We start from the raw sequence: 16,865 nt of genomic DNA, 5'->3' as shown, positions 1-16,865 counted from the left end.
GCTGGTTACGACCTTTGATAGTCGTCTTCAATCCGGATGATGTCGTCTTCCCCCAGATAGCTTCCAGTCTGGACCTCGATCAGCTCCAGCTGGATCTTGCCGGGATTCTCCATCCGGTGGACGGCGCCCATCGGGATGTAGATCGACTCGTTCTCATGCACCGTCTTCACCGTCTCGTTGACGGTCACCTGCGCCGTGCCGCGGACCACGATCCAGTGCTCGGCACGATGATGGTGCTTCTGCAGCGACAGCCGCCCGCCCGGCTTCACCACGATGCGCTTGACCTGGTGGCGCTCGCCATTGTCGACCGATTGATAGCTGCCCCAGGGCCGGTGCACCTTGAGATGCTCCTCGGTGACCTTCGGCGCGACCGATTTCAATTTCGTCACCAGGCGCTTCAGCCCGTTGGCATCCTTCTGCCGCGAGACCAGCACCGCGTCCGCGGTCGCGACCACGACGAGATCGTCGACGCCTTCGAGCGCGACCAACGCGGAGTCCGTGGTGACGTTGCAGTTGCGGGAATCCTCGAACACGGCGGTGCCGTGCGCGGCATTGCCCTGCGCGTCCTTCTCCGACAGCTCCCACACCGCATGCCAGGAGCCGACGTCGGACCAGCCGCACGACACCGGCACGACGGCGGCGCGCGAGGTCTTCTCCATCACCGCATAGTCGATCGAGATCGCCTTGGCCGCGCCGAACGCCTCGGGCTCCAGCGTGACGAAGCCGAGATCGCGGCCGGCATTGTTGACTGCATTGGTGACGGCCTCGACGCTTGCCGCATCGACCTTGCGATATTCGTCCAGCAGCACGCTCGCCGGGAACATGAAGTTGCCGCTGTTCCAGAGATAGCCCGAATTGACGTAGTCGGAGGCCTTCACCGCATCCGGCTTCTCGACGAAGCGCGCAACCGCCTGCACCTCGCCCGCGATCACCTCGCCCGGATTGATGTAGCCATATTCGGTCGCCGGCCGCTCCGGCTTGACGCCGAAGGTGACGATGCGCCCGGCATTCGCGGCGGTGAGGCCCTCGCGACAGGCGGCGACGAAGGCGGCATTATCCTGCACGACGTGATCGGCGGCGAGCGCGAGCACGATCGCCTCGCTGGCGCGGTTCTGCGCGAACACCGCGCCGGCCGCGATGGCAGGGCCGGAATCGCGCCGCATCGGCTCGAGGATCACGTCGGCCTCGATGCCGATCTCGGCGAGCTGCTCCAGCACCATGAAGCGGTAGGAGGCGTTGGTGATGACGATCGGCCGGTCGAACAGAGAGGGATCGGACACGCGCAGCAGCGTGTCCTGGAACGTCGAGCGCGTGCCGAACAGCGGCAAGAACTGCTTGGGCCGAACCTCGCGCGAAGCGGGCCACAGCCGCGTGCCGGCACCGCCGCACATGATCAGGGGGATTATGCGTTTGTCCATCGTGATCTCAAACCTTGAAATGGTCCCGATACCAGGTGACGAAGTTATGAACCCCATGCTCGATCGGCGTTGACGGTGCAAAGCCGGTGTCGCGCGAGAGATCCTCGACATCCGCGAACGTTTCCAGCACATCTCCCGGCTGCATCGGCAGCAATTCTTTGATCGCCGTCCGGCCCAGCTCCCGCTCCAGAAGACCGACGACGTGCATCAGTTCCTCCGGATGATGATTGCCGACATTGTAGAGCTTTGACGGCGCATTTGCGGCAGCCGGATCGTCCGCAGGCACGAGATCGATCAGCTTGGACACGACGCGCGTCACATCGTCGATATAGGTGAAATCGCGGCGCATTTTGCCATGGTTGAAGAGCCGGATCGGCTTGCCGGCCATGATGGCGCTCGCGAACAGAAACATGGCCATGTCGGGGCGACCCCATGGCCCGTAGATGGTGAAGAACCGCAGCCCCGTGACCGGTAGGCGATAGAGATGGCTGTAGGACTGCGCCATCACCTCGTTCGCCTTCTTGGTCGCGGCGTAGAAGCTGACCGGATGGTCGGTGCGGTCCGCAACCGCAAATGGCAGTTTTGTGTTGGCGCCGTAAACGGAGGATGACGAGGCGTAGACCAGATGACCGCAGCCATTGTTGCGGCAGCCCTCCAGCACGTTGAGAAAGCCGACGAGATTGGAATCGGCGTAGGTCTGCGGCTGCTCGATCGAGTAGCGCACGCCGGCCTGCGCGGCCAGATGCACGACTTTGGCAAAACGATGTTGCGCGAACAGCGCCGCCATGGTCTTGCGGTCGGCGAGATCGGCCTCGACGAACGAAAAGCGCGGCTGATCCCGGAGCAGAGCAAGGCGCGCTTTCTTCAGCGCCGGATCGTAATAGCTGTTGAGATTGTCGAGCCCGACGACGGCGCGACCTTCGCCCAGGAGCTGCCGGGCGACGTGGAAGCCGATGAAGCCGGCCGCACCCGTGACCAAAATCGCCTGATCCGTCATCCTGTTCCCTGGGTGATCCCTCGCCCGATCCTGTCTAGCCGCCACCTCGACGGGGTCGCAATAGGCTCCCCGCTCCTTCACGCGGTCTCCTCATGGCGTCCTTAACGACGGCTATTGCAAGATCGGCGCCAAAACCATACCAAAGCGGCCGAATTCGGCGCCTCGCGTCGGGTTGCCTCCAATCTTAGCAAACCCTGTTCATGCGGACGAGATGCGCCGAATCCTGTTGTCGACGGCCAAGATCCTGATTTCCGCGGCGCTGCTCTATCTGGCGCTGCGCAAGGTCGACCTGTCCGAGCTGTTTTCCCGATTCACCCTGACCAGCCTGTTCTGGCTCGGTGCGGCGATCGCGGTCACGTTCCTGCAGATCTTCGTCGGCGTGCTGCGCTGGCGCGAGATCAGCGCCGCCTGCGGCGCGCCGCTCGAGCTCGGCCGCGCCATGCGATACAACGTGATCGGCTCGTTCTTCAACCAGACGCTGCCGTCGGCGATCGGCGGCGATGCGGTGCGCCTGTGGCTGGTCGCCCGCGCCGGCGCCGGCTGGCGCACGGCGACCTACTCGATCTTTGTCGACCGCGCCATTGGCCTGATCGCGCTCGCGATCTTGATCGTCGCCAGCCTGCCCTGGAGCTACACCCTCATCACCGATCCGCACGGTCGCTCGGCGCTGCTGCTCATCGACCTCCTGGCGCTCGCCGGCGGCCTCGGCTTCCTGATCTTCGGCGCGCTGAAATGGCGCTGGCTGAAGACCTGGTGGGCAACGCATCACATCCACGCCTGCGCCGTCATCGCCAACCGCGTGATCTTCGGCGGCACAAGCGGCGCCATCGTCGCGATCCTGTCGATCCTCGTTCACGTGCTCGCCGTCGTCATCGCCTGGTGCGTCGTGCAGTCGATTGGGGCGCCGGTTCGCTTCAGCGATGTCTTTCTGCTCGTGCCGCCGGTGATGCTGATCACGATGATGCCGATCTCGATCGCCGGCTGGGGCGTGCGTGAGGCCACGATGAGCCTTGCGTTCGGCTTCGCGGGACTTTCCGCCAACGAGGGCGTCAACGTCTCGCTGCTGTTCGGCGCCGTGTTCTTCCTGGTCGGGGCGGTCGGCGGCCTGGTCTGGATCCTCAGCGCCGAGAAAGCCGCGCAAGGGTCGGCCGCGATCGGAGTGCCGGAGTGAATTCGGCTGCCGATGCGCTCGCCGGCGCGGTCCTGCTGCTTGCCGTTGCGGCCGCCGCGCTGATCTCGGCGCTCGTGACCTGGACCAGCCGCCCCCTGCTGCAGCGCTACGCGCTGGCGCGGCCGAACGCGCGGTCCTCCCATCGCGTCCCGACCCCGCAGGGCGCCGGCATCGCGGTGATCGCCGCGACGCTGATCGTTGCCTCGCTGTGGGGGATCTCCGCCAATGTCGCGATCCCGCCGGCGCTGGTCGCTGCGACAATCGTGATCGCGCTGGTCGGCTTCGTCGACGACATCGTGTCGCTGCCCGTGCTGGTGCGCCTGGTGCTGCAGGCCGCCTGCGTCGGCGCCGTGGTGTTCACCGCCCCCGACACCGCGCGCATCGTGCCGGCGCTGCCGCTCGCGCTGGAGCGCGGCCTCATCGTCCTTGCCGGCGTCTGGTTCGTGAACCTCGTCAACTTCATGGACGGGCTCGACCTGATGACGGTGGCGGAAGTCGTTCCGGTCACCGCTGCGCTGCTGCTGCTGGGAATGCTCGGGGATCTCCCATGGCCGGCCGTGCTGATCGCCACCGCGCTGTGCGGCGCCATGCTCGGCTTCGCGCCGTTCAACCGTCCTGTCGCAAAAGTCTTCCTGGGCGATGTCGGCAGCCTGCCGATCGGCCTCCTGCTCGGCTGGTGCCTGCTCGAGCTCGCCTGGCATGGACAAGCGGCTGCGGCGCTGCTGCTGCCGGCCTACTACCTCGCCGATGCCACCATCACACTGTTTCGGCGCATCGCGCGCCGCGAGCCGTTCTGGTCGGCGCACCGTTCGCATTTCTATCAGCGCGCGACCGACAACGGTTTCTCGGTGTCCCGGGTGAGCGGCGAAGTCTTCCTGCTTAACCTCGTGCTCGCAGGGCTGGCGATCCTCGCCGTTCGCGCCGCGACGGTGGCCGTCACGCTGCCCGCGCTGATCGCCGGCGCGATCGCGGTCGCCCTCCTGCTGCGCCGCTTCTCCCGCCCTCAGGCGTCCTGAGCCGACACGGCGAGCCGCAGCCCCTCGTCGAGCGAAACCTCCGGCCGCCAGCCCGTCGCGAGCGCCTTGGAGACGTCGAGTTCGAGCGAGCCGATCAGGCTATCATGCATGTCCTGCCGGCCGATCATTCGGAAAAGCGCGCTGAGCAGGCCCGGCGGCACGCCGAACAGTCGCGGCCGCTTGCCGGACGCCTTCGCCAGACGCGCGATGAATTCGGGCGTCGAGAACTGCTCGCTGTCGGCGAGCAGGAATATCTCGAATTGGCCGGCCACATCTGGATGAGCGAGCCGGTGCAGGATGAAGGACGACAGGTTCTGCACGGCAAGGAAGGCGCGGCGATTGCGGATCGCGGCGAACGGCAACGGCACCCCAAGGTGCATCGCGCGCATCAACAGGGCGAAACTTCCCTTGGCTCTCGCGCCATAGACCATGGGCGGCCTGATCACGGAGATCTTCATGTCGCTCTCGCGCGCGAGCGTCCTCAGGCCCGCCTCGGCCGCGGCCTTGGACGTACCGTAGAGGCCGCGCGGCGTCGGGACGTCGGTCTCGCTGAACGGGGCCCTGCCCTCGTTGCTGCGGCCATGCACCAGCACGGTGCTGATGAAGATGAAATGGCGCACGCCCGCCTTCGCCGCGGCGCGCGCCAGGTGCACCGTGCCGGCGGCGTTGACGTCCTGGTAGAGCTGGGCTGCATGCTCCTCGCGCCTGTGATGCACGCGCGCGGCAAGGTGGACGACCGCCTCCACCCCCTCGAGCGCGGCCCGCCAATCGGTGTCGGGGCCGATCGATTCGATCACGACCTCGCCGTCGATGCCCTGACGCTTGCGGACCACGGGGCGGACCGACCATCCCTCGCACGCCAGCGCCTGCCCGAGATGACGGCCGATGAAGCCGCTCGCTCCCGTCACCAGCACGACTGGCTTACGTTCGCTCATCGTCGCTCCCCGAGCGCTGGATTGCGCAACAATGGTCAGGCCGCCGTGGATCCAAATTCCGGCACGGCATCCTTCAGGATGGTCCTGATGGTGGCGCGATCGTCGCGCGCGATCGCCTGCTCAAGCGCCGCATTCCATTTGCGCAGCGTCTGCATCGGCGGCTCGTTCGGCTGCGCGGCCATGATGCCGGGCACGCCGATCTCGCGGGTCGGCTCCTCCGAGGCAAACAGGATCTCGTGCAGGCGCTCGCCCGGCCGCATGCCGGTGAACACGATCTCGATGTCGTAGCCCGGCTGCAGCCCGGACAGGCGGATCATGCGCTCGGCGAGATCGACGATCTTCACCGGCTGGCCCATGTTGAGCACGTAGACCGAGACGTCGGGACGCTGCGTCCCAAGCGCATGCGTCGCCGCGGTGATGACGAGATCGCAGGCCTCGCGGATGGTCATGAAGTAACGGACCATGTCGGGGTGAGTTACCGTCACCGGCCCGCCGGCCTCGATCTGGGCCTTGAACTTCGGCACCACCGACCCGTTCGAGGCCAGCACGTTGCCAAACCGGACCGAGATCAGCCGCATCGGCGGCTTGCTGCCGTTCGCTCCGGCTGCGAGGTCGCGATCGAGCGCCTGGCAGTACATTTCGGCAAAGCGCTTGGTGAGGCCGAGCATCGACACCGGCTCGATTGCCTTGTCGGTAGAGATCATCACCATCGCCTCGGCGCCGGCGGCAACGGCGGCGTCCGCGACGTTGATGGAACCGAAGATGTTGGTTTTGACGCCCTCACTCCAATCGCGCTCGAGGATCGGCACGTGCTTGAGCGCCGCGGCATGGAAGACGATGTCGGGCTTGAACTCGGCCATCAGGCGCATGACGCGCTCGCGGTCGCGAATGTCGGCAATCCGGCCTTCGATCTGTGCGGTGGCACCACGCGCGGCCAGCGCCTCGGTGACCGCGTAGAGAGCCGGCTCGGAATTTTCCACGATCAAGAGACGCGCCGCGCCGAAGGCGACCACACGCTCGCAGATCTCGGATCCGATCGAGCCGCCGCCGCCGGTGACGATCACGGCCTTGCTCCTGATCAAGGCCTCCAGGCGCGCATAGTCGATCTTCTCGCTCGGACGCAGCAGGAGGTCCTCGACCGCAACCGCCGTGAGCCTTGGCGTATCGCCGCTCTCCAGCGAGGGCATCCGGCTCACGATCACACCCAGTTTGCGCGCCCGCATCAGGATCGATTCCGGATGCGACTCCGGCTCGAAAGCCGATGGTGTCATGATGAGGCGCGCGATGGGCTTGTCGCGCTTGGCGAAATCCGAGATCACATCCTCGACGTCGTCGATGCCGCCCAGCACCGGCACGTTGCGAATGAGCTGGCCCCGATCGGCAGGCGATGGTGACAAGACGCCGATCGGCCAGATGCGCTTGATCGCTCCGCTCTCGATGCCGCGCAGCAGCACTTCGGCATCCGCGGCGCGGCCGATCAGCAGCGTCGGCGCGGCCTCCCCGCCCCTCGCGTGACGCCGCACCCGCGTATAGCGGAAGTAGCGGTACGCCATGCGCAGCGCGCTGAGGAAGAAGATCTCGAGAAACCAGTAGAGGACAATCGTCACCTTGCCGAGAAAGAAGGCGCCGCGAACGTTGGGGGCAACGAGGATGTAGTCGAGCACGAGCAGCGCAACCGTGAGCACGGTCGCCGCGCGAATGATGTTCAGCGCGTCAGGCAGCGAGATGAAACGCCATTTCGTCGTGGTCAGATTGCAGAGGAAGAACACGACCACGCTGAAGGCGAGGAAGTAGGGCAGGATCTGGAACAGCAGCGGCAATCGAGCGTAGAAATCGTCGCCACCCTCGAATCGCAGATAGAAGGCGGCAAAAAGCGCCGCCGTGGTCGCCAGCAGGTCGTGGAGCGCGATCAGGAAATTGCGCGAGGTGAGATGCGAAAGTCGCGTCATCCGCCGACCGATGAAAACCCAGTTAAATGCAACTTGACCGCGCTGATAGCCCATCTCGACAAGTCTTGCCAGCCGCGTGGCCCCTCAGGAACCGGCTTCCCTCATCTTAGCCCCGAGCTGTTGTTCCCGGATCACCATTCCGCCGGCGACGCCGACGCCAATGACGTACATCCAGCCCTCGTGGAAGTCGAACAAATGCGAGTTGAACAGCGAGGTGAAGACGTTCTGCACCACCACCAGCAGCCCGATCCAGTTGGCAAGCCCGTCGCCGCGAAACAACCGGAGATGCAATATCCAGATCGCGTAGAGAATGGCGACGCCGATCGCGCCCCATTGCACCGCAACGTTCAGCGTCTGGTTGTGCGGGTTGCCGACCACCTCGGCCGACGCCCGCCGCTGACCGGCGGGCGTAGCGACGCGTTCGAACAACCCGCGGGTCGAACCGGTGCCGTGCCCCAGAACCGGCGCCTCCGCGAAGAAGCCGAACGACTTCCGCCAGAACTCGAGCCGCATGCCCATGGAGGTTGCCTCGCCCCGTTCCACATAGCCGGCGTAATCGGTGGTAAACCTCTCGGCGGTGTGGCGCAATTGCGGCGAGGCCTGCCAGGCGAGAACGGCGCCGACGAGCAGCGCGCCTGAGATGATGGCGATGCTGCGCCATTTGAGGTGAAGCAGTGCAAACACGCCGAACATGATCGGAATGGTGACGAGCGCGGTGCGCGACACCACCACGAAGGTCATGTTGATGAAGAAGCTCAGCGCCAGCGCCGTCAGCAGCGCGGCGAACCAGTACCGCTTCTCGCGCAACAGCATCACGATCGGATAGGCCAGCGCAACCGCGCAAAGCGCGAATTCCTGGCTCTGGTCGATGTAGTTCTTGACGAAGATGCCGCGTTCGGGCGGGTCGGTCTTGAGCGCGAGGTTCGGGTAAAAGGCGACCAGCCAGGACATCACCGACAACAAGGCGCAAGACACCAGGAAGGCGACGAAGACCCAGCGGCCGCGCGGTGAGCGCTCGAAATGATAGAGCAGGACCGGCAGCACGAGCAGCTTGACGGTCGGATTGACCGCGTAGAGGCGCGCACCCCAGGCCGCGTCCGACCATAGCGTCCCCAGCAGCGCGAGAAAGACGAGCGCGATCGGCGCAATGCAGATCGGACGCTTCAGGGACTGCAGGAAGTCGCGTAGATCGAGGAACGGCACCATGCAGAGCAGCATCAGCGCGTTGAATATCCCCGCAAGCGAAGTCGACCAGGGCAGCGAGGCCGCGGTCAGGATCGCAAACAGATCGACCGTTTCACGCCAGGCCGCCGGACTGCGCAGGCGCCGCCGCAACATCTGGCCGGGGGTCTCGCGTGCGAGCGCCGTCACTTGCCCCCTCCCCGGGCGCGATGAACCAGCGCCGTCGTGCTGAAGCCTTGGAGGATGTCGACCAGCACGACTGCCCCGCCCGCGGCCTCGACCACCTCATGGCCGACGACCTGTTCGCGTGTGTAGTCGCCGCCCTTCACCAGCACGCCGGGCTTGATCCTGGTGATCAGGTCGATCGGCGTGTCCTCCGTGAAGATGACGACGAGATCGACGGCCTCCAGTGCGGCGAGCACCTCGGCACGCGCGCGCTCGTCCTGGACCGGACGATCGGCACCCTTCAGGCGCCGCACCGAGGCGTCGCTGTTGAGCCCCACGATCAGGCGATCGCAGGCGGCGCGCGCCGCGGTCAGCACCTTGACGTGGCCGGGATGGAGAATGTCGAAACAGCCGTTGGTGAAGCCGACGCGCAGGCCCTGCCTGTTCCATTCGGCAACCTGCGCGTCGAGTGCGGCCGGATCGAGCACGATCTTCTCCTCGGCGGCGAGCGTTGCATGCGGCAGGATCTTGCGTCGCAGCTCGGCCGCGCTGACGCTGGCGGTGCCCTGCTTGCCGACCGCGACGGCGGCGGCGGCGTTGGCCATGCGCAGTGCCGTGTCCCAGTCCGCGCCGGCCGCGAGCGACACCGCAACCGCAGCGGCGACGGTGTCACCGGCGCCGGAGACGTCGCGCACCTTCACCGTGACGGCCGGCACGTGGACGGCCCCGCCATTCCGGGGCACCAAGGTCATGCCGTGCTCGCCCTGGGTGACCAGGATCGCCTCGCAGTCGGCGAGCCGCATCACGTCCTCGCTGGCCTCGACGATGCTCTGCACCGTGTCGGCGCGGCTGCGGGTCGCTTCCGAGAATTCCTTGCGGTTGGGGGTGAGCAGCGTGGCGCCGCGATAGATCGCCCAGTTCAGGCTCTTGGGATCGACGATGACGGGCTTGCCGAGCTTGCGCGCGGCATCGATGGTGTGGCGGATCACGCGCGCCGTCAGCACGCCCTTGGCATAGTCGGACAGCAGCACGATATCGGCGCGCGCGATCTGCGGCAGGATCGCGTCGATCAACTTCGTTTCGACCTCGTCGGACGCAGCCAGCGCCTGCTCCCAATCCGCGCGCAGCATGTGCGTGGAAAAATGTTCGGAGACGAAGCGGACCTTTCGCGTGGTCGGCCGCGAGGCGTCGCGCACCAGCACGCTCTCGATGCCGGCTTGATCATTGAGCGCGGCCTCGAGCCGCGTACCGGCGTCGTCCTCGCCGACGAGGCCTACGAAGATGCAGCGCGCGCCGAGCGAAGCGACGTTGCGCGCGACGTTGCCGGCGCCGCCGACGTGGATCTCGCTGCGCTGGGCGGCGATGACGGGCGCCGGCGCTTCCGGCGAGATCCGCGACACCTCGCCGTAGACGAACTCGTCCAGCATGATGTCGCCGATGCACAGCACCGTACGGCCTGAGATGGCTTGCGCGAGGGCATCGAAATCGAGAATGGGCGTCGGCATGGTCGAAAGGGCCTCAGCGAAAGCGGTCGGGCCGGTCGAGATAATCCCCGACATAGGCCTTCACCGCGTCCTCGAGCGTCGTGAAGCCACCGTTATAGCCGGCGCGGAGCAGACGATCGACCTCGCTCTGGGTGAAATACTGGTAGCTGTCCCGGATCTGCTCGGGCATGTCGATGTATTCGATGTTGGGCCTGGTGCCGAGCGCCGCATAGGCAGCCAGCATGAGGTCCTTGAAGCTGCGCGCCTTGCCGGTGCCGACGTTGAACAGGCCGGACACCGACGGCGTCGCGAGCAGCCAAAGGACCACGCGCACGACATCGTCGACATAGATGAAATCGCGACGCTGATCGCCGTCCTCGATGCCCTCGCGATGCGACTTGAACAGCTGCACGACGCGGCCTGCCCTGACGTCGTCGAAGCGCCGCGCCAGCACGCTCATCATCGAGCCTTTGTGATATTCGTTCGGCCCGAACACGTTGAAGAATTTCAGGCCGGCCCATTGTGGCGGGAGCCGATCGCCGCGCGCCACACGTTCGGCGACAGCGAGATCAAACAGGTGCTTGCTCCAGCCGTAGAGATTCATCGGCCGCAACTTCTTCAGCGCCGGCAGCGAAGAAGCGTCGTCGAAGCCTTCCGTGCCGTCGCCATAGGTCGCCGCCGAGGACGCGTAGATGAACGGCACCGCATTCATCGTGCACCAGTCCAGAAGGCGCATCGACAGGCGGAAATTGGTCTCGACAACGAGATCACCGTCGGTCGCCGTGGTCGCGGAAATCGCCCCAAGATGGATCATAGCCTCCAGCTTGCGGCCCTTCAGCCAGTCCATCAGCTCGGTCGGGGGAACGATATCCACAAGCTGCCGCTTGGCGAGGTTGCGCCATTTGCCTTCTGTTCCGAGGAGATCGCAGATCACGACGTCGCTGCGACCGGCCTCGTTCAGCGCGGCCACGACATTCGATCCGATAAAACCGGCCCCGCCGGTCACCAGCAACATTCCACCTACCTGCCCGAATTTTAGATGCCCGATCCTGCCCTAGCGCATGATCCGCCAAAGTGTAAGCTGTTTTGGGATTGCTCTTCTGCCGCCTTTACCTGCCGGCCCGGAGCGGCTAACCGAGCCGCCATATCGGCACGTGTTCGGCCCTCATAACGAATGAATATTGATTCGCAACTTGGTAGTGATGCAGACCGGAGCGACACACGCCCGATCCTGATCGTCCCCTACATGTGGATCGGCGATTTCGTGCGGAATCACACCGTCGTGCGGGTCCTGAAGGAGCGCTGGCCGAACCGGCCGGTCGACCTCCTCACCACCTCCCTGTGCGCCCCGCTGGTGGACTACATGCCCGGGGTGCGCGCCGGCATCGTCTGGGACATGCCGCGCAGCCGGTTGGCCATCGCCCGCCAGTTCGGCCTGGCAGGGCTGCTGCGGAAACAGAACTACGGCACCGCCCTGGTGCTGCCCCGGACCTGGAAGGCGGCCATCGCGCCGGCACTGGCCGGTATTCCTGAACGGATCGGCTTCGTCGGCGAGTTCCGGTTCGGCCTGCTCAACCGCTGGCGCTGGGGTGAAAAAAAGCTGCCCCGCTTCATCGACAAGAACGCCGCCCTCGCCCAGCCCGACGGCGCGCCCCTGCCGGCGGAATGGCCGGTGCCGCAACTGCGCGTCCCGGCCGAGGAGATCGCCCGCTGGCGCGAGGCCAATGGTCTCGGTGCCGGCGCTGCGGTGGCGCTCGCCCCGGGCTCGGTCGGCGTCTCCAAGCGCTGGACCAATTATCCGGAAGCCGCCCGCCTGCTGGTCGAGCGCGGCCTCGAGGTCTGGGTGGTCGGCGGCCCCGCTGAAAAGGGCCTCGCCCAGGAGATCGTCGCCGCCGGCGGCCCGGGCGTCCGCGATCTCACCGGCACGGACTTGCGCAACGGCGTCCTCGCCATGGCCGCGGCCGGCGTTGCGATCTCGAACGATTCCGGCCTGATGCACATCGCAGCCGCCCTGGGCACGCCGACCATGGGCATCTTCGGTCCCACCAGCCCCTACCTCTGGGCCCCGCTGAACGGCCTCGCCGCGACACTGGTGCAGGACAAGGAAAAGCTGTCGTGCCAGCCCTGCCAGAGCACGGTCTGCAAGATCAACGATCACCGCTGCATGCGGAATATTGCGGCGAGCGAGGTGGTGGGGATCGCGGAGAGGGTGCTGGGGGAGGCTGGGGCGCGGACTTAGATCTAAGGCGATCGCGGCTCGCGCCGATGATGACATCCTGCCACTGTTTTGCCCGACGAGTCAAAATTCGTTCGAAAAATCCGCAATCTCTCGAACCCTCCGCCAACTCCTTGATTTTGCTGACCCCGGCTACTGTGCATGGGGTTGTTTTCGCGGTTTTGTTTGCGACAGGCGAAAACGGCCTCAGAGCAGCGGCCGATAGACTGCGCCGATCCGCGCCGCTTCGGCATCGAGGCTGAAGTTCTCTAGCACCCGCGCCCGCCCGCGCTCGCCCATCGCGGTTGCCGCAGCCACCTCGCGCATCAATGGCTCGAGCGCTGCTGCCAGCGCGGCGGCATCGCCCGTCGGGATCAGCACGCCGGTGACACCATCCTCGACGACGAGCTCGGCCGCGCCGGCACGCGCGGCAACCAGCGCGCTGCCCGCCGCCATCGCCTCGATCAGCGTCAGCCCAAAGCCTTCGTTGCGCGAGGTGAAGGCGTAGATGGTCAACCGCTGATACCAGCGCTGCACTGCTTCGATCGGCAGCTCGCCGGTGATGACGATGCGCGATTGCAGGCCGGCTGCCTCGATGCGCTTCTTCAGGTCGTTGGCAAAGGGCGTCTGCTCGGCCGTGACCTGTCCGACGATGACAGCAGTGAAATCCGGATAGTGCGGCAGCAAGCGGCACATCGCATCGACGAACAGATCGGTGCCCTTCTGCGCCCGCACGCGGCCGAAGCAACCGATGGCATAGCGGCCCGGCAGGCCGCTTTCGGCAAAGGCCGCGGCGCGGTCCTGCGGCGGCGCATAGACGTCGGTGTCGACACCATGCGGGATCACCGTCGCCCTCACCTTCAGGAACGAGGCCGAGAGATCTGATGTCGCGATGATCGCGTCCATGCGCCGGATCAGCCAGCGCGTGATCCAGCTGTGGTGCCGCTGCGCCGCCGAGGTGAACACGAGCCTGAGCGGCCAGCCGAGCGCGCGCAAGCCAACGCCCGCGATCATCTCGTTGTTGCGGCGCGCATGCCAGATCATAGGCCGCTTGCGGCGCCAGAGCTTGAGGAAATCTCCGATGCTCAGGCGCGCGATCCCCGCCGGCGCGTCGGATCCGAACCAGGCGGCGCGGTACAGTTTCGCCAGCCGCGGCGCCACCATCCGGTTGGTCGCGGTGACCCCGGAATAGCGCCTGTGCAGATTTGGCACGATCACTTCGAGATCGCCGGGGGAATTCGCCACGTCACACTCCGTTTCGCAAAGTCCCTATACGCAACATTAAGCATAGTGACCAGTTCAGCACCGCCGATACCCCCTCTTCACCACGCAAGCGCTAGCCTTGCGCGTTGATCGAAGACGGGTGAGATCATGACTGTGCTAGTCACCGGCGGCGCCGGCTATATCGGAAGTCACACGGTCCTGGCGCTGGCGGAAGCCGGCGAGGACGTCGTCGTGATCGACGATCTCTCCACCGGCTTCTCGGCCTACCTGCCCGAAGGCGTGCCGCTGTTCATCGGCGATGCCGGCGACGAGAACCTGCTCGAAGGCGTGATCGCCCAGCACGACATCGAGAGCATCATCCATTTCGCAGGCTCGGTCGTCGTGCCGGATTCGATGCGCGATCCGCTCGGCTATTACCGCAACAACTTCACCACCGCGCGTAACCTGCTCAACGTCGCGGTCAAGCGCGGCATTGGCCGCTTCATCTTTTCCTCGACCGCCGCGGTCTACGGCAATCCGGACCAGGTGCCGGTGCCCGAGCACGCGCCGACGCGGCCGCTGTCGCCTTACGGCTCCTCGAAGCTGATGACCGAGATCATGCTGCACGACGTCGCTGCCGCCTACGGCATGCAATACGTGACCTTGCGTTATTTCAACGTCGCCGGCGCCGATCCGCAGGCGCGCATCGGGCTAGCCACCGTCGGCGCCACGCACCTGCTCAAGATCGCGGTTGAAGCCGCCACCGGCCAGCGCGCCAAGATCGACGTGTTCGGCACCGACTATCCGACCCCGGACGGCAGCTGCATCCGCGACTTCATCCACGTCACGGACCTGTCGCAGGCGCATCGCTCGGCCCTCGCTTATCTGCGCAATGGCGGCGCCTCGACCACGCTGAATTGCGGCTATGGCCGCGGCTATTCGGTGCTGGAGACCATCGACGCGGTGCGCCGGGTTTCGGGCCGCAGCTTCGCCGTGCAATACGCCCCGCGCCGGCCCGGCGACATCATGACCATGGTCGCCGACACCAGCCGCATCCGCAGCCTGCTCGACTGGCAGCCGCAATACGACGACCTCGAGACCATCGCGGCCCATGCGCTGGCCTGGGAGGACAAGCTGTTCCGCGAGCGCCACGGCGAGCTTCGCCACGCCGCCTCCGCCTAGAATCATCCCAAGCGCAAGCCCTTAATTGGGCTTGAAAAACCTGGCTTGAGCGGGCACAGAGGCCCATCGATCCCTGACGCGCGGGCAGGCTTTGTCCTGCGCCGTCAATGGACACCGGATGGCCCAGTTTCCAAAGAAAATCACCGACGATCCCTACGCGGCAGCGGTCCTGATTCGCCGCCTGATCACGGAACAGGGAATCGTCTACTGGCGACGCTACCTCGTCGCCTTCGCGCTGATGGCGCTCGCGGCCGGTTCGACCGCTGCTGCGACCTACGTCCTCGGCCAGGTCATCAACCAGGCCTATGTCGACAAGAACATCCCGGGCATCGCGATGTTCTCGGCCATCACGGTCGCTCTGCTGTTCGTCAAGGGTGTGGCAACCTACGGCCACATGGTGATCCTGACCAAGATCAGCAACGCGATCCTCGCCACCAACCAGCGCCAGCTGTTCGCAAAATTGATGCGCGAAAGCGTCGGCTTCTTCTCCGAGCGGCACTCCTCTGAATTCCTCGCGCGGCTGACCGCCGGCGCCAAGTCGATCACCGACGTGCTCAACATGCTGGTCAACGCCATCGGGCGCGATCTCTTGATGCTGCTCGCCATGATCGGGGTGATGGTCTGGCAGGACCCGCTGATGTCCTTCATCGGCCTCGTCGCGGTGCCGCCGGCGATGCTGGTGCTGCGCAAGCTGGTCAAGCGCATCAAGGGCCTCGCCTTCAACCAGTTCACCGGCACCGCCGACATCATGGAGACGATGCAGGAATCGCTGCAGGGTATCCGCACCGTCAAGGCGTTCACGCTCGAAGAGACCATGCAGAAGCGCATCGACGAGAACATCGCGGTCGTCGAGCGCAACGCCAACAAGATGGCCCGCGTCGCCAACCGCTCCAACCCGCTGATGGAGATGCTGGGCGGCTTCGCCGTCGCGGGCTGCCTGATGTACGGCGGCTATGCCGTGGTCGCGCTCAACGCCACGCCCGGCGCGTTCTTCTCCTTCATGACCGCATTCCTGATGGCGACCGAGCCGGCCAAGCGGCTGGCCCGGCTCAACATCGATCTCAACAGCCAGCTGGTCGGCGCCCGCATGCTGCTCGAGGTCGTCGACAGCCCCGCGAGTGAGCAGTCCGACGATGACAAGCCGGCGCTGAAGCTGAAAGATGCCCGCATCGAGCTGCGCGACGTCAGCTTCTCCTACCGCTCGGGCGAGACCGTGCTCAACCGCATGAGCTTCGTCGCCGAGCCCGGCAAGGTGACTGCGCTGGTCGGCCCCTCCGGCGGCGGCAAGTCGACGGTGCTGGGGCTGCTCCTGCGCTTCTACGAGGTGACGCAGGGCGACATCGTGATCGACGGCCAGTCGATCTCGTCGGTCTCGCGCAAATCGTTGCGCGCCCAGACCGCCTATGTCGGCCAGGACGTCTACCTGTTCCGCGACACCATTCGCAACAACATCGCCTTCGGCAAGCCGGGCGCCAGCGAGGACGAGATCGTCGAGGCGGCGAAGGCGGCCTTGCGCGCACGACTTCATCACGGGCTTTCCGCTCGGCTACGACACGCCCGTCGGCGAGCACGGCACCCAGCTCTCGGGCGGACAGCGCCAGCGCATTGCGGTTGCGCGCGCGCTGCTCAAGAACGCGCCGATCATCCTCTTGGACGAAGCCACCGCAGCCCTCGATTCCGAATCCGAGCGGCAGGTGCAGGAGGCGATCGAGCATCTCTGCCAGAACCGCACCACCATCGTGATCGCGCACCGCCTGCACACCATCATGCACGCAGACAGCATCCTGGTGATCGAAGGCGGCGAGATCGTCGAGCAGGGCTGCCATGACGAGCTGCTCCGTCGCGGCGGCCGCTACGCCTCGTTCTTCCGCCTGCAACATCACGACGCCGGCGCTCTGGCGCCGATCAGCGCAACCGCATAGAGTTCGTTTCACCTCAAGAGCAGCGA

12 protein-coding genes and 1 pseudogene are annotated in these 16,865 nt (G+C 65.8%); 5 read left to right on the top strand and 8 right to left on the bottom strand.

Annotation, left to right across the window (positions count from 1 at the left end; translation table 11 throughout):
- Positions 1 to 5 precede the first annotated feature (5 nt).
- Complete coding sequence (locus ABIA45_RS02600) at positions 6 to 1,418, bottom strand: mannose-1-phosphate guanylyltransferase/mannose-6-phosphate isomerase (RefSeq protein WP_404539639.1); 1,413 nt, start codon at positions 1,416 to 1,418, stop codon at positions 6 to 8.
- 7 nt (positions 1,419 to 1,425) lie between these two features.
- Positions 1,426 to 2,415, bottom strand: a complete 990-nt coding sequence (locus tag ABIA45_RS02595; RefSeq protein ID WP_271537419.1) for an SDR family NAD(P)-dependent oxidoreductase — start codon at positions 2,413 to 2,415, stop codon at positions 1,426 to 1,428.
- A 211-nt stretch (positions 2,416 to 2,626) separates the two neighbouring features.
- Between ABIA45_RS02595 and ABIA45_RS02590 the strand changes: the two genes are divergently transcribed.
- Together ABIA45_RS02590 and ABIA45_RS02585 are read left to right on the top strand one after the other, a co-directional pair.
- Positions 2,627 to 3,586, top strand: a complete 960-nt coding sequence (locus tag ABIA45_RS02590; protein WP_404651016.1) for a lysylphosphatidylglycerol synthase transmembrane domain-containing protein — start codon at positions 2,627 to 2,629, stop codon at positions 3,584 to 3,586.
- Positions 3,583 to 4,602: a glycosyltransferase family 4 protein gene (locus tag ABIA45_RS02585; RefSeq protein ID WP_275502418.1), complete on the top strand. Its 1,020-nt coding sequence runs from the start codon at positions 3,583 to 3,585 to the stop codon at positions 4,600 to 4,602. Before ABIA45_RS02590 ends, ABIA45_RS02585 begins: the two co-directional genes overlap by 4 nt.
- On the opposite strand, the gene ABIA45_RS02580 is transcribed toward ABIA45_RS02585, so the two are convergent.
- The 5 genes from ABIA45_RS02580 to rfaD form a co-directional block, all read right to left on the bottom strand.
- Positions 4,590 to 5,537: an NAD-dependent epimerase/dehydratase family protein gene (locus ABIA45_RS02580; RefSeq protein WP_404651015.1), complete on the bottom strand. Its 948-nt coding sequence runs from the start codon at positions 5,535 to 5,537 to the stop codon at positions 4,590 to 4,592. The genes ABIA45_RS02585 and ABIA45_RS02580 overlap by 13 nt on opposite strands.
- Positions 5,538 to 5,572: 35 nt before the next feature.
- Complete coding sequence (locus ABIA45_RS02575) at positions 5,573 to 7,486, bottom strand: SDR family NAD(P)-dependent oxidoreductase (RefSeq protein WP_198400047.1); 1,914 nt, start codon at positions 7,484 to 7,486, stop codon at positions 5,573 to 5,575.
- A gap of 84 nt (positions 7,487 to 7,570) precedes the next feature.
- Positions 7,571 to 8,857, bottom strand: a complete 1,287-nt coding sequence (locus ABIA45_RS02570; RefSeq protein WP_404651014.1) for an O-antigen ligase family protein — start codon at positions 8,855 to 8,857, stop codon at positions 7,571 to 7,573.
- Positions 8,854 to 10,338 carry a D-glycero-beta-D-manno-heptose-7-phosphate kinase gene (gene rfaE1, locus ABIA45_RS02565; RefSeq protein ID WP_271537408.1) on the bottom strand — a complete coding sequence of 495 codons (1,485 nt, stop codon included), beginning with the start codon at positions 10,336 to 10,338 and terminating at the stop codon, positions 8,854 to 8,856. Before rfaE1 ends, ABIA45_RS02570 begins: the two co-directional genes overlap by 4 nt.
- Before the next feature lie 13 nt (positions 10,339 to 10,351).
- Entirely contained in the window at positions 10,352 to 11,332 is a 981-nt protein-coding gene (gene rfaD, locus ABIA45_RS02560; protein WP_275511930.1) for an ADP-glyceromanno-heptose 6-epimerase, read from the bottom strand.
- Between the two features lie 159 nt (positions 11,333 to 11,491).
- Here rfaD and waaF point away from each other — a divergent pair, with 159 nt between their 5' ends.
- Positions 11,492 to 12,556 (top strand): lipopolysaccharide heptosyltransferase II, encoded by a 1,065-nt coding sequence (gene waaF / locus ABIA45_RS02555; protein WP_404651013.1) that lies wholly within the window; start codon positions 11,492 to 11,494, stop codon positions 12,554 to 12,556.
- Positions 12,557 to 12,739: 183 nt separating this feature from the next.
- On the opposite strand, the gene ABIA45_RS02550 is transcribed toward waaF, so the two are convergent.
- Positions 12,740 to 13,777: a glycosyltransferase family 4 protein gene (locus ABIA45_RS02550; protein WP_404651012.1), complete on the bottom strand. Its 1,038-nt coding sequence runs from the start codon at positions 13,775 to 13,777 to the stop codon at positions 12,740 to 12,742.
- A 126-nt stretch (positions 13,778 to 13,903) separates the two neighbouring features.
- On the opposite strand from ABIA45_RS02550, the gene galE reads away from it, so the two are divergent.
- Together galE and ABIA45_RS02540 are read left to right on the top strand one after the other, a co-directional pair.
- Entirely contained in the window at positions 13,904 to 14,917 is a 1,014-nt protein-coding gene (galE, locus tag ABIA45_RS02545; RefSeq protein ID WP_271537404.1) for a UDP-glucose 4-epimerase GalE, read from the top strand.
- A 118-nt stretch (positions 14,918 to 15,035) separates the two neighbouring features.
- A pseudogene (locus ABIA45_RS02540) lies at positions 15,036 to 16,839 on the top strand (ABC transporter ATP-binding protein).
- Positions 16,840 to 16,865: the final 26 nt, after the last annotated feature.

The sequence above is a fragment of the Bradyrhizobium sp. USDA 336 genome, assembly GCF_044908355.1.
GTDB classification, from domain to species: domain Bacteria; phylum Pseudomonadota; class Alphaproteobacteria; order Rhizobiales; family Xanthobacteraceae; genus Bradyrhizobium; species Bradyrhizobium yuanmingense.
Note: the sequence above shows the minus strand (reverse complement) of the source record. Positions and strands in the feature narration are given on the sequence as shown.

Excerpts from the sequence above, each read along its gene's own strand:
- ABIA45_RS02600 (WP_404539639.1), bottom strand. The coding sequence starts at position 1,418 with ATGGACAAACGCATAATCCCCCTGATCATGTGCGGCGGTGCCGGCACG.
- ABIA45_RS02595 (WP_271537419.1), bottom strand. The coding sequence starts at position 2,415 with ATGACGGATCAGGCGATTTTGGTCACGGGTGCGGCCGGCTTCATCGGC.
- ABIA45_RS02590 (WP_404651016.1), top strand. The coding sequence starts at position 2,627 with ATGCGCCGAATCCTGTTGTCGACGGCCAAGATCCTGATTTCCGCGGCG.
- ABIA45_RS02580 (WP_404651015.1), bottom strand. The coding sequence starts at position 5,537 with ATGAGCGAACGTAAGCCAGTCGTGCTGGTGACGGGAGCGAGCGGCTTC.
- ABIA45_RS02575 (WP_198400047.1), bottom strand. The coding sequence starts at position 7,486 with ATGACGCGACTTTCGCATCTCACCTCGCGCAATTTCCTGATCGCGCTC.
- rfaE1 (WP_271537408.1), bottom strand. The coding sequence starts at position 10,338 with ATGCCGACGCCCATTCTCGATTTCGATGCCCTCGCGCAAGCCATCTCA.
- rfaD (WP_275511930.1), bottom strand. The coding sequence starts at position 11,332 with ATGTTGCTGGTGACCGGCGGGGCCGGTTTTATCGGATCGAATGTCGTG.
- waaF (WP_404651013.1), top strand. The coding sequence starts at position 11,492 with ATGAATATTGATTCGCAACTTGGTAGTGATGCAGACCGGAGCGACACA.
- galE (WP_271537404.1), top strand. The coding sequence starts at position 13,904 with ATGACTGTGCTAGTCACCGGCGGCGCCGGCTATATCGGAAGTCACACG.